The organism is Qipengyuania sp. NPDC077563, assembly GCF_044901345.1.
In the GTDB taxonomy this organism is placed as follows: domain Bacteria; phylum Pseudomonadota; class Alphaproteobacteria; order Sphingomonadales; family Sphingomonadaceae; genus Qipengyuania; species Qipengyuania aestuarii.
On record NZ_JBJDPC010000001.1, the window covers coordinates 249,558 to 261,094 of the forward strand.

The 11,537-nt window shown below is 52.7% G+C and carries 16 protein-coding genes, 1 tRNA gene and 1 pseudogene; 9 read left to right on the forward strand and 9 right to left on the reverse strand.

What is annotated here, in order from left to right; translation table 11 throughout:
- Positions 1 to 154: 154 nt before the first annotated feature.
- The 4 genes from ACI2I1_RS01255 to ACI2I1_RS01270 form a co-directional block, all read right to left on the reverse strand.
- Positions 155 to 541: a hypothetical protein gene (locus ACI2I1_RS01255; protein WP_404677587.1), complete on the reverse strand. Its 387-nt coding sequence runs from the start codon at positions 539 to 541 to the stop codon at positions 155 to 157.
- A 93-nt stretch (positions 542 to 634) separates the two neighbouring features.
- Positions 635 to 1,201, reverse strand: a complete 567-nt coding sequence (locus ACI2I1_RS01260; RefSeq protein WP_404677588.1) for a hypothetical protein — start codon at positions 1,199 to 1,201, stop codon at positions 635 to 637.
- A 68-nt stretch (positions 1,202 to 1,269) separates the two neighbouring features.
- Positions 1,270 to 1,884 (reverse strand): hypothetical protein, encoded by a 615-nt coding sequence (locus ACI2I1_RS01265; RefSeq protein ID WP_404677589.1) that lies wholly within the window; start codon positions 1,882 to 1,884, stop codon positions 1,270 to 1,272.
- A 476-nt stretch (positions 1,885 to 2,360) separates the two neighbouring features.
- The gene (locus tag ACI2I1_RS01270; protein ID WP_404677590.1) at positions 2,361 to 2,726 is read right to left on the reverse strand and encodes a hypothetical protein; all 366 of its coding nucleotides are present in this window, start codon (positions 2,724 to 2,726) and stop codon (positions 2,361 to 2,363) included.
- Between the two features lie 430 nt (positions 2,727 to 3,156).
- Between ACI2I1_RS01270 and ACI2I1_RS01275 the strand changes: the two genes are divergently transcribed.
- The 3 genes from ACI2I1_RS01275 (at position 3,157) to ACI2I1_RS01285 (ending at position 4,487) form a co-directional block, all read left to right on the forward strand.
- A complete protein-coding gene (locus ACI2I1_RS01275) occupies positions 3,157 to 3,696 on the forward strand; it encodes a recombinase family protein (RefSeq protein WP_404677591.1) in 540 nt (179 codons plus the stop codon).
- 134 nt (positions 3,697 to 3,830) lie between these two features.
- Positions 3,831 to 4,154, forward strand: a complete 324-nt coding sequence (locus ACI2I1_RS01280) for a type II toxin-antitoxin system RelE/ParE family toxin (RefSeq protein ID WP_404677592.1) — start codon at positions 3,831 to 3,833, stop codon at positions 4,152 to 4,154.
- Positions 4,155 to 4,184: 30 nt separating this feature from the next.
- Positions 4,185 to 4,487, forward strand: coding sequence for an addiction module antidote protein (locus ACI2I1_RS01285; RefSeq protein ID WP_404677593.1), 303 nt, complete (start codon positions 4,185 to 4,187; stop codon positions 4,485 to 4,487).
- Positions 4,488 to 4,510: 23 nt separating this feature from the next.
- Here ACI2I1_RS01285 and ACI2I1_RS01290 read toward each other — a convergent pair whose 3' ends face one another.
- Complete coding sequence (locus tag ACI2I1_RS01290; RefSeq protein WP_404677594.1) at positions 4,511 to 4,762, reverse strand: hypothetical protein; 252 nt, start codon at positions 4,760 to 4,762, stop codon at positions 4,511 to 4,513.
- 1,011 nt (positions 4,763 to 5,773) lie between these two features.
- Here ACI2I1_RS01290 and ACI2I1_RS01295 point away from each other — a divergent pair.
- From ACI2I1_RS01295 to ACI2I1_RS01320, 6 genes and pseudogenes are all read left to right on the forward strand, one after another.
- Positions 5,774 to 5,860: transfer RNA gene (locus ACI2I1_RS01295), tRNA-Leu, on the forward strand.
- Between the two features lie 170 nt (positions 5,861 to 6,030).
- Positions 6,031 to 6,951, forward strand: coding sequence for a DUF6538 domain-containing protein (locus ACI2I1_RS01300; RefSeq protein ID WP_404677595.1), 921 nt, complete (start codon positions 6,031 to 6,033; stop codon positions 6,949 to 6,951).
- Positions 6,952 to 7,463: 512 nt separating this feature from the next.
- Positions 7,464 to 7,799: pseudogene (locus ACI2I1_RS01305) on the forward strand (FRG domain-containing protein); the annotation flags it as partial.
- A gap of 75 nt (positions 7,800 to 7,874) precedes the next feature.
- Positions 7,875 to 8,246 carry a hypothetical protein gene (locus ACI2I1_RS01310; protein WP_404678348.1) on the forward strand — a complete coding sequence of 124 codons (372 nt, stop codon included), beginning with the start codon at positions 7,875 to 7,877 and terminating at the stop codon, positions 8,244 to 8,246.
- Positions 8,243 to 8,623 carry a hypothetical protein gene (locus tag ACI2I1_RS01315; RefSeq protein ID WP_404677596.1) on the forward strand — a complete coding sequence of 127 codons (381 nt, stop codon included), beginning with the start codon at positions 8,243 to 8,245 and terminating at the stop codon, positions 8,621 to 8,623. Before ACI2I1_RS01310 ends, ACI2I1_RS01315 begins: the two co-directional genes overlap by 4 nt.
- A 96-nt stretch (positions 8,624 to 8,719) precedes the next feature.
- Positions 8,720 to 9,208, forward strand: coding sequence for a hypothetical protein (locus ACI2I1_RS01320; RefSeq protein WP_404677597.1), 489 nt, complete (start codon positions 8,720 to 8,722; stop codon positions 9,206 to 9,208).
- Here ACI2I1_RS01320 and ACI2I1_RS01325 read toward each other — a convergent pair.
- From ACI2I1_RS01325 to ACI2I1_RS01340, 4 genes are read right to left on the reverse strand one after another with little or no spacing between them, the layout of a single operon-like run.
- The gene (locus tag ACI2I1_RS01325; protein WP_404677598.1) at positions 9,193 to 10,068 is read right to left on the reverse strand and encodes an ImmA/IrrE family metallo-endopeptidase; all 876 of its coding nucleotides are present in this window, start codon (positions 10,066 to 10,068) and stop codon (positions 9,193 to 9,195) included. The genes ACI2I1_RS01320 and ACI2I1_RS01325 overlap by 16 nt on opposite strands.
- Entirely contained in the window at positions 10,065 to 10,283 is a 219-nt protein-coding gene (locus ACI2I1_RS01330; protein ID WP_404677599.1) for a helix-turn-helix domain-containing protein, read from the reverse strand. Before ACI2I1_RS01330 ends, ACI2I1_RS01325 begins: the two co-directional genes overlap by 4 nt.
- A 6-nt stretch (positions 10,284 to 10,289) precedes the next feature.
- The gene (locus tag ACI2I1_RS01335; protein WP_404677600.1) at positions 10,290 to 10,655 is read right to left on the reverse strand and encodes a hypothetical protein; all 366 of its coding nucleotides are present in this window, start codon (positions 10,653 to 10,655) and stop codon (positions 10,290 to 10,292) included.
- A 35-nt stretch (positions 10,656 to 10,690) separates the two neighbouring features.
- The gene (locus tag ACI2I1_RS01340) at positions 10,691 to 11,392 is read right to left on the reverse strand and encodes a DEAD/DEAH box helicase family protein (protein WP_404677601.1); all 702 of its coding nucleotides are present in this window, start codon (positions 11,390 to 11,392) and stop codon (positions 10,691 to 10,693) included.
- Positions 11,393 to 11,537 lie beyond the last annotated feature (145 nt).

The following is an 11,537-nucleotide window of genomic DNA, read 5'->3' on the forward strand; positions in this document are numbered from 1 at the left end:
GTTGTAAAATAGTTGACCGATTTTTAAGGTTTCGCCATTCACCTAGCGCATTAAAAATTAGCGGATTTCTGCGTTTTTTACGACAATCCAGAAATTGCCCATGGTTGATTCCATCAACTTAGGTTTTCGCACAAATTTCCGGCGATGAAGAATTTCACTGAGCGCCGCCCCGCTCGCGACGCATCATTTCCTTCGCACGTTCAATTACTCCTTGGATTGGAGCGGCTGACAAACCTTCAGGAATGATTGGATCGTCGTCTCCCCGAATTGCGACAGCCTCCGGCTCATTCAATCCAACCTCATAGGCATCTCGAATGAATAGTTCGCTCTTGATAATCCCTAATTCAGATATGAGTTCGGGTGGTCCATCCTTTGGCGAACTCATGGGCGCCAAAACATATTGTCCCGCTTCCCCATAGAGCCGGATAATATTTTCGAGGTTGTCCGAGCTATCAGGTGTCATTGTGTTGATGCGTGCGTTGGTGAAAAACATCGTCTGAGTGTCTTCCAACTCCGCAGCTTCAACATTTGCAGAAACCACCACTCGATAGTGGTGTGGAAAGTGTCGATCGATGCCGCGCAAGATAGAGACGCGAATTGCCTCGCTGGCATCCAGCTCTCCAAACCGCTCTTGCTACCCTTGGAAAATCTTTCTCCCAGCATCGAGATTATCGAATGCGAGACAAACGAATGGAAGCGGGTAATCGGGAGACATAGCGAAACCGGTCGCACACCATTTGGCGCGATCCCACTGCGGTAGGTCGATGACCGAAATGACTCGATGCTCGTCATGCCGGGAGTTGGCCCGATCGAACATTCCCTCAGGAGGACTTCCTTCACCTGGCCGCATGCCTTGCGACTTCCGGCCCCCCGCTTCCTGCGCCGTCCGCTCTGCGTTCCATCCAATTCCTCGCAATAAAGGATAATCAGTATCGGTCTCCTCTATATAGCTTTCTTGATACAGGCTCGGCGGTGGGCCAAAAACATTGTCGGTTGCGATAGCGACCTGATCGAGTGCAATTGCCCGGTTAAATCCGTCTTCCTTTCCAGCGATGCGCTCAATCCAAGCCCTATGGTCAGAAATCACCAAAATATGGGCAGACAGCGCTACCACTAATTCCTGCAGCCATTCGACCAGCGTCCCCCAAGCCGACGCGGCGCCTAGCATCACATCAAAATTGTCGCTGATCGTGACCTGCATTCAAGAGTCCGAGATCGTATAGATGGGGGTTGAGTTTGCCTTTAAATCACCGCGTTCAAATCTCAGTTCTATCTTTTCACGATACGGGATCGATCTTGTCCCCAAACTGGTCGCCAGAAAGCTCTCCATTGCTCCCAGAACCATCTCTGCGAGACAGATTGAGGAGCGGTCGTTTTGAATTGAACAAAAAGTGCTTTGTTGCGTGCCGCCCGAAGCAATCCCGACTGCTGATAGGCTTGAGAGATTGCGAGCTGCGCCCGAATCAGGTCTTCCCGATGGTCTAGTGCAGCCAGAAGCGGCTCCGCTTTGCCAAGCATTACGATTACATCAAAATGCAAATCCTTTTCGAGTTTCTGCAACCCGCGCTGCAAATAGACTTTTCCGTCCTCTTCATTGCTCACCTGAGCGGAGAACGCTTCGGCCAAATCATCTGTGAGACGGTCAAATTTGGGGCTCTGAGGCGCGATTTTGCCGATCTCATCGAGAAAATCGCTTAGCCTTGAGAGGGAATAACCGGGGTGTGACTTACTAGCTGCGATAATTTGGCGGAATTCAGACCAAACTTCATCCAAGTTGTCGATGTCACCTGACAGTTGGAGCTCCGAAATTTTGAGCAACTGTAAACAAGAGCGGGCGTTGAGCGCATTATTTGGCCGCTCTGTGTTGCCGATGATCGAGGACAAATGTCCTTGAGGCGCGCCAATCGCTCCATGATCTGAGCTTTCTCGGCTGTCAATCTACCTAATCCTACACTAGGCAGAATAAGCATCCAAAGGTTGTGAACTAGCTCAGCACCAGTGGCATCGTCAGTTGCGAATGTAAGGCTTTCGATCTCATCATAGGCATCCGCGACGTATGCCACATCGTTGTGCCACCAGTGCAAGGACCAAGCTTTGTTGTAGAGCATTCGCAGAATTTGCTTCGACATACCGGCTTCGCGAGCGAATTTGATCGCGTGATCAGAGCGAGCCTCAGTTTCAAGACGAGGCCGCTCCAGGTCTCGCGCAATGAGCGCATTCTCCAAACAATCCTCAGCCAAGGCATACCGGCTACCGGCTACCGGCTACCGGCTACCGGCGTAGCGATTTGGGTCTTGGATTTGCGCGTCAAGCTCGGCCAGCTCCTTTTCGCGACCTAGGTCGGCGGGGCCAATCTGGCACTAAATTGTCGTTTGCGCGCTTTCGATTTGCAAAGCGCGGGCCGCCAGCTCAACGTGGTTGTTTTTATAGATATAATCGAGACTCCATGTTCGATCTAATATCGTGACATTTATTCCATACTTCTTTGATAAATCATTCTGCTCCTTATGACTATATTTCGATGAATAATACTGATTTGAAATAAAATATATTTGATTATATTTTCTTCCAGTTCCGTGAATACTCTTGACGTCCCCCCGAAATTTCGGCTTCCGCGTTTTTTGTGTGCTGAAAGCAGGAGCCCAACGCTTTTTCTCCGATCCGGTCTTACCCACGAACCATCGCTCAGCAATCTCTTCGGCAACGGGATAGGTATCCGTGTCCACCTTCCCATCACCCCAGTTGTAGGTCCGGTTTGTGGAACGAGATTTGGGCAAAGTTCAGCCTCTGCAAGCAAGCGAAGTGCTCAAGCTCATATTCTTGCCTTCGACTTCCCAATGAATCCAAGAGATCACGCGACAGCACCGTTTCAGGAGAGTTCACACTATCGGAAAAGAGATATTCTCTGCGTGCTTTCATCAACTCGTAGGGTGTTGGCGCTTCCGGAATCTTTCTTCTCCTATCTCACATGTTCTTCGCCAGTGGATTTCCACAGCCATGGAAAAATGCAATCCAGCTGAATTAGTTATCCTAGTTTGAGTATACCCATCCGAGGCGCCTCACGGCGTCCACATAGCGTCTCAAAAGACTTCGACCCGTCTTTTGAGACCCTAACTTTCACAAGCTCTAGAACCAATTGAGACACGAAGGTGGGGTATGACGAAGGTCGAATACGCGCGAGTAAGCAGCTACTCACAGAATCTTGAGATTCAGATGCAGCATCTGAGAGACGCGGGCTGCGAGAGGGTATTTGCTGAGAAGGTTACTGGAACTTCCCTTCAGCAGCGCCAAGCGCTCCATGAGTGCTTAGAATGGCTCAGGAAAGGCGACACGCTCATTGTCACAAGATTAGATGGTCTGGCCCGATCGGGTCGTGACTTACACGACATCATTGCTCAGCTTGCCAAGAAGGAAGTACGTTTTTATTGCCCCCAACAAGGAGCGGTCGATACCACAATAAATATGGGCAAATTGGTTCTGGGAATCCTCGGAGCCGTAGCGGATTTTGAGACCGACATTCGTAAGGAGCGTCAGCGCGAGGGGATCGAAAAGGCAAAGGCGTCCGGCAAGTATAAAGGCAGAAATCCTACGGTTGATGCTCCAGAAGTCCGTCGCCTTCGGAACGCTGGAGTCACGCCTACTGAGATTGCGAAGGAGATGGGGATCGGCGTCTATCGTGCACTGAAGCCTGCTTAGTGCGAATTCCTAGGACCTCTGCGACCTTCTCACCCGGGTGAAGCCAAAAAGCCTGGGCTGGGAGTTTTCCGCCATCCACTTTGCTGCTGTCGATTTTAATTGACAGTTAATTTCCTCTGTCTATCTTAATCGACATGAACGCGATCGAGCAGACCGAGGAATTCGAGGAATGGCTTGATAATTTGAAGGATACCCAAGCTCAAAAGGTAATCGCTCGCGAAATCCTGAAGATGCAAGGTGGCCTTTTCGGTGACCGCAAGTCGCTGAGAGATAAGGTAGCCGAAGCTCGCATCCACTACGGTCCGGGCTATCGCCTCTACTACACAAAGATCGGCTCTACGATCTATCTAATGTTGGGAGGCGGGGCCAAAAAGAAACAGGATGCTGATATTGAGACAGCCGTCCAGTTGGCAAAGCGCTGGCGCGAAGAGTGTGATGGCGAGGACGGGAGCGAGTGAGTTTCACTCGTGATGAATGACACGGAGGTCATGATGAAAACGAAACCATTTGATGCGGCAAAATATCTAGAATCCGCCGAGGATTTCGCGGACCTAGTCAATGATGCTCTCGCTACGGGCCACCCTGGTTATATTTCCGCGGCTCTTGGCACAGTGGCGCGCGCCTATGGAATGAGCAAATTAGCTCAGGAAACTGGTTTAAATAGAGCCACGTTGTATGCGGCGCTCAAAGAAGGCGGCAATCCAACGCTCGATACAGTTGTAAAGGTCACAAGTGCGTTTGGCGTCACTCTTGGTGCCACTCCACAAAACAAGGTGCTGGCCGAAGCATAATCAATTCTACGCTAAAGAATGCATCACTTTGTGTGGATCAGACCGTAATCAACCAGATCAATGAGAGCCTTCCTTTGCGCTAGGTTTCCTTCGGTATCGGCACCGTAGCGGCTGGTCATCGTGCCTTTCACAGGATCCAAAATTGATCCGAGAATTGCGTCCAAACCTCCCCTTCTCCTCACCTCATCGGCGAACGTGTGGCGAAAGCTGTGCAATGCCAGCCCTCGTTCCTTGATGTCGAGGCGTTTCAAATAGCGCTGCCAGAACTTTGACACCGGAGGCCCAGCATTCCGCGTTCACAAGGTATTATCTCTGGAAAGAGTCTCGCACTCCCTTTTGCCCGCTGCGCAAAGCAATGGTTCAGCAGACCAAGCTCGATCAGCACTCGGTGAATTGGGGCCTTGCGAGGCGAGGAGGCAGTCTTGAGTGACTTGGACCCAGATTCATCATCCCCGCCCTCGACAACGTCAAAAACCCAAATACCATCCACCTCTTTCAAATCTGAGCAGTGGAGCTGAGCTATTTCGCCGGTGCGCGCCCCGCTATATGCAGCACAGAGAGGTATCCAGTAGCGCCAATCCCGTATCTTCTGCCTGCCCAGCAAATGCTCTTTGCCGTCGCCCACGCAGCTACCAAATAAAGCGCTATCGAAAACAAGCTTCAGCTTCTCAGCCGAGTAGACAGGCATCCTACCTGAACGCTTATCTACCTTAGGAGCCAATCCCACCGTCAAATTTTCGTCGCAATAGTCTTCACTCACGAGCCATTTGAAGAATGAGCTAAAGCCCAGACCATTCTTTCGCAATGGTTTTTACGTTTCGGCCTTGCCCGCCAGTTGCATGCCATTGTTTCGCTACCTGCCTCAATGAGAGATCTTTTAAGTCGCTTCGGAGTTGCCAATTTACCGGCACTTTCTGCAAGGCGTTTCGGAACTCGCGAAATTCAAATTTCGTTACCGAGGAGACATCGCGAGATTGACCTACAAATTGAGCGAAGAGTTCAACTACCTTCCGTTCAGTTGAAAGAGTGTCCTGTTTCTTTTGCGCTGCAGCCGAATACAGACTGAAAAGATCGTGGATCCCAGAGCCTGAGGTGACCTTTGGGGGACTCGATTCCAAATCTGCTCAGAAGATCATCGCGGCTGGTTGGCGAGACGCTTCCTTCCAACTCCCTAACGTCGAGAGATAATTTCAAGACGCACTTCATTCTTGTTGACAAGGCATCCAACACGCCGCTATCGGCCCGCTCCTACCTGCCCTTCAAGACACTTTCTTGATCGGTCGCGTGCCCAGATGGCGGAATTGGTAGACGCACCGTCTTCAGGTGGCGGCGCTCGCAAGGGCGTGGAGGTTCGAGTCCTCTTCTGGGCACCAACTACTTGAAATCATTAGGTAAATCGTCTCAAGCCCAGTCTTCGAAGCGTGTTTGCTACGATTCACTGTTACGGTTTGGTGCCCATAGTTCCGACTTAAGCATCAAAAAAACAGTCAGAAATGGGCCGCGCGGCTGTTACGGTTTCAATCACGGGTCGATGCCCAGAACTATGACACTTCGCGGTGGTCGCTATTATCTGCGTCGCCACATCCCTTCCGACATTCAGCCGATCGTAGGCCGATCAGAAGTGTGGCGCTCACTCAAGACCGATAGCCTCCAAACAGCGCTGCGCCGCCTCCCGCTCGTTACTTCGGTTCTGGAATCCGAATTCGAGCGGATCCGTTACGATGCGGGTTTATCGGTTGATGAGGCGCTGCTTAGGCCGTACGAAGACGATCTGGCCAGTGCGACCGACGGCGAAGCGATAACAGTCGATTCTGAAGCAAGCGAACCGCTCACTCTTGCGCACGCCTATTCACGTTACATGGACGATCCGACAAACCGATGGTCACCGAGCCCCCGTCAAGCCTACGAGACCACGCGGAGGTTCGCTGTTAGTGTGCTCGGGGAGGATGTCACTGTCGCCGCTCTCGCACGGTCACATTGTCGTGATTACTTGGAGGTACTGCGACACATGCCTAGCCATGCAGCAAAGCGCTTCCCGAAGCTGAGTCTGCGAGCAGCATCTGATCTCGCCAGAGAACGAGGCGACATTGAGTTGGTCAGTGCGGCAAATGCTAATGCGCACCTCGCTAACTTCTCCAGCTTTCTCAACTGGGCCGTCAATGAGGAACTCTTGGCGCGAAACCCCATGCGCGGTCTTCGTCTCCCTGATGAGGTGGCGAAGCGCGACAAGCGCCATCCGTTCAGTGAGAAGCAGCTGCAGACGATCTTCAACGCTCCATTGTATCGCGGCTGCCTTGATGGTGAACGAGGGTATGCGAAGCCGGGTCATAAGCGCCCCCGCAACGCTCGCTTCTGGGTGCCGTTAATCGCTTTGCATACAGGCATGCGATTGAACGAGATTTGTCAGTTGGACACCGCTGACATCCGAGAAGTTGAGGGCAAACATTGCATAGCGGTGAGCTAGCAATCGCAGGATGGATTGCCCGACAAAGTGTTAAAGACTGCGGCAAGTGAGCGATTGATTCCCATCCATCCGACACTACTCACGTGTGGCCTTTTATTGTTTGTGAGCAAACGGCGGGTTGAGAATCAGACCAAGCTCTTTCATGAGATTGATCCCGGTCCCCGAGGAAAACGCGCCATCGCATTTTCAAAATGGTTTACCCAGTTTTCCCGTAGGTGCGGTGCCTATCAGCCTCGGACCAGCTTCCATTCGTTTCGGCATAACTTTCGCGATGAGTTGCGCGCTGCTCGGATCGACCACGATATCGCCATGGAACTCGGAGGATGGACTATGAGCGGTGGTTCTCGTGCCGTATCTGACAATTACGGGAGCGGTCACAAAGTGTCCGTATTACACGATGCTATTTGCAGACTTTGGTTCGCAGATGTTGATCTCGACCACCTCAAGCTAAACAAGACTTGTCACAGTCACGTGTAAAAAAGAAATTCGCTTCGAAGGAGTTCTGAACCGATATGTCGAAAAGGTTGCGGAAGCCTGCTCCGAAAGCCGCATGGATCAAACGGTGGCGAGCATTCTTAAGATGGACTGATAGCCATAGCGATTCCCGATGGGTTTTTCGGGGTTTGGGAGATGATCAATTCGGTCTGCTCCCATCGATCGGTCGAGTGTCATCATTTGAGTATGTTCAGGAAAGAAATGCCCTCGAACTGTTCAAGCGTCGCTGTCCGGAGTTCATTCAGAGAGAAGGTTTAACTGACATAGATTTTCTGGGAATCGCGCAACATCATGGTGCCCCTACGCGGCTTCTCGATTGGACTAGTAACCCCTTAATCGCAGCATACTTCGCCGTTAGCTCTCCTCCCGGTCAACGGGAAGCTAAGGTTTTGCTTCCATCTGGACGCGCGTCATCAAAGGTCACTAAGGTGTATCCTGATCCGCAAAGCGTGCCAGCGCGAATTGTCGCTTATCCGATCAAAGCCGGGCGAAAACTTAGCCCGAACGACGATCCGTTTTCGGTAAAGCAGGTGAGCTTCTGTTGGCCGCGAACGGTAACTGGCAGGATCGCGACCCAAGGAGGCCTTTTCAGCGTCCATCCTGAGCCCGACAAATCTTGGGATGAAGCCCTAAGGAGCGAGAAAAATGTTTTCGACATACCGGGCGAAATGAGAGCGTTCTTTCAGAAGAGACTGTTCTACCTTGATGTCGATGCCCAAAGAATCATGGGCGGGCTCGATGGTCTCGGGCAGCGTTTGACTTGGCAGTATGTGAGGAAAACCGGGATGGGAATGGTATGATGTCTGAGCCCTTAAGCTCCCGCAATCTTGTTCCAATCGATGACGATACCTTGCTCGAAAAGATATGGGATGCAGTTTCCGCTTTAACTGCCGATGATGTCATGGGGGGGGATGCAGCCGACGCGCTATATGAGCTTTCATCGGGCACCATCTTCGAGGGTATCGAAGTCAACTCCGAAGGGGTGTTCCGTGTAACGGATACAGACAAGTTCGAGGCTGCATGCACGGTTTATGTGGAGTTGAATTACGGAGGCAGTCGAGATGGTGTCTCGATCTCCGATTCATATCCAGCAACTGTTTACGGAACCATTTCCGAGAACAAAGAAGTCGCCATCGCAGACATTTTGGTGGACACAAGCTCATTCTTTGAACCCTAGCACGGGCAATAATCTGATACCGACTGAGTTGTCATGGGTGAATGAAAAATCAGATACGCTCCGGGTAAGGGTCACATCGTTCTGGGGCTTCGATCCATGGGGCGGGCACTCAATGTCTACGGCGCGCCGCCGCTCGCAGAGGAATTGCTGCAACAAGAGTTCACACCGTCGCGAGGCATCAATCCTACCTTCGGCCAGCAGGTAGCGAACCGGACGGATGGTGAGCATTTCCTCTACGCCCTCTGCCTTGAAGGGGATGCCGCCTATCTGTTGCGTCGGCAGAAGTATGAAGTCGGCGATAAAATTATCGTCAAGATCGGCTACTCTAACGATCCGATCCGGAGGGCAACTGAGCACAACGCAGGCATACCACCTGCAATGAAGACCGGATGGAAGTCAGAGTGGGTCTCTCGCGCATTTGCATCTGGGCAAGCTGCCAAGGATGCCGAAGACGGCTGGAAGGCGCATCTTGCGCGGGTCGGAGAAAGCCTTGGTGGCGAGTTCATTCTCTGCTCTCGCGATAATCTCCAATCGGCATTCGCGATCGCCACCAGCGCGACAGCAGTATTTCAGCTGAAAGCTTGATCAAACGACGAGGCGTAACCGAGGCTTAGAAGCGCTACCATCATCGAGATCGTATAGCCGCTGAAACTCATCTTCGTGCATTGGAACGAGGTTGGTAAATCACTCAGTGTGAAACCGAGATCATTTAGGTGGGCCTTGATCATGGAATTGAGAACCGAGGGCTTCTCTGGTTCGAAATCAAGCTCAGGTGGCTCCCTCAAACGCCAACCCCGCGAGCTAATTTGCTGCCACAGATAGCGGTTCTGATTGTCGGTCACGAACCCCAACGCTTTAGCCCGCATCAACAACGCCTGCATGGCAACTCGCCACTCCGGTTTTAACGCGGCTAGCAATTCGAGAGTGATGCGTCTGCCCGAAAAAGCTTCACGCATTTCGCGCTCAGGGAGCAATAGAGCCGAAGCGAACTCGTTCGCCTCGTCTTCCATCTCGATCGTTGGGAACCGATGCATGACAAGGTGGCCAAGCTCATGCGCGAGCGTGAATCGCAATCGATCTGCCGGGTGGTTTCTGTTGAGCAGCACCAACGGCGGTTGGCCCGGAATCCGGAAAGTCATGCCACTTATTGAAGCGCCGCTGAAATCCGAAGTGCGAACAATCACGCCAGATCGCTCCACGAGCTTTGTCAGGTTCTTTATCGGACCAGACGGAACACCCCAATGAGCACGGATCACTCCCGCGATCTTCGTAGGCGATCCGTATTGTTCCACTTCAAGTGCCGGGAGTTCAACACGTGGCGAATATTCCACCGCATCTAAGAACCGGCGTACTTGCATAGCTCGCAGGTTCATCTCCGAGGTTACCATGTCTAGATCGCGGGCCGAGACATCTGCCTTGGCCCGCAACATCGGATGAACGCTCACTGGCGGACCATATACGGGTTCCCGTAATTCAAAGAACGCTTTGGCAGGTTATATACAGATGCTGCCTTACCCAGAAACTCTCCGTCGGGCTCGGATGGGCCATTCTCGAAGCGCGACAGGATGGGCTGTGTGATGCCCAGCTTTGAAGCGGTAGATTTCTGGGTGAATCCCAATCGCTGCCGCGCCAAGCGCAGCATATCCCCGACCGTAGACATAAGGGCCTACCTTGCTTTCGGTTCTGCTTGCGGCTTCGCCTTCGGACGGATGAGGTCCGTATCGTCCATTTCATCCGAGCCATCATCGTGACCAGTCGGATTGATAGTGAACGCGGTATCGTCCATCGGCTCACCAGAGACTTCGTATTCCCAGAGCAGACGATCGCCATCGCGCGCAACGACAAGCACCCTTTCGACCTGAGTCCAGATTTCGTTCGGTTCCCAGATCAATTCGATCTTCGCAGTTTTTGCGGGAAAACCCGGAAGAGGAGTTTCAGCATCCATAAAGGCCATCGCGGCCTGCGTCGGTATATTGCAGCCAAAACCATCATCGCCAGCTTTCTTGAATCGTGCGACGATGCCTCGGAACATGAACTTGGCGGTCTGGGATTCGATATTGCCAATTTCTAGCCCGGCGTAGATTGCGCGGCCGCCTGACAAGTCTTGGAGGCTGTCACATCATAGGCCCAGACCTGCTCGGGCTTGGGGCCGCTGGCGAACTGCTTGTGGATCTCGATCTTCGCCCGCGGCGCCTGGCCCTTCTTCGCCTCGGTATCGATCAGTTGAACATACGGGCCATTCGCTGCATCACGCACGCTGGCCCCGTCCACCCAAATGCGCTTGACGAGGCCGAGCTGGAAGGCGTCGAAGGCGTCGAGGCGATAGAGGGTATGGACCGGGTTCACCGGCGTGGCGGTGTATTTGAATTGGACCAGCGGCTGCATGGCTTCTAGCGCCTTTCGCCCCGCTCCCCTCAACCCGCCTTCGACCGATTGCGGTTCGTCCACGAGCAGGATCGGTCGCGTTTTGGCAACCCATTCGGCAGCCGCTTGATCGCCCAGCGCCTCCTGGTTGGGGTCGTAGAACACATTGTTGGCGCTGTTGATCGACTGGATGGTGAAAATCATCACCTGGATGTCAGCAGCCGTGGCAAATTCGCGCACGCGGCCGAGCTTGGTGCGATCGTAGACGAAGTCATTGACCCGCACCCCGTCGAAATGGCTAGCGAAGTGCTCGCGTGTCTGCTCGATCGACTTCTTCGCGCCTTCGCGGATGGCGACTGACGGGACAACGATCACGAACTTGGTGAAACCGTGCTTGCGGTTCATGTGGGTAGCGTAAAACGTGATAAATGGGCAGCTCGGCATGCAAGCTGGGAGGCCGAAAGCCTCGGCCGCGTTTGCGTATGCAGAGATTTATGGAAGTCCTAGATATTGCCGGTCCATGCCACCAGGATGGAGCCAAACAGGCGCA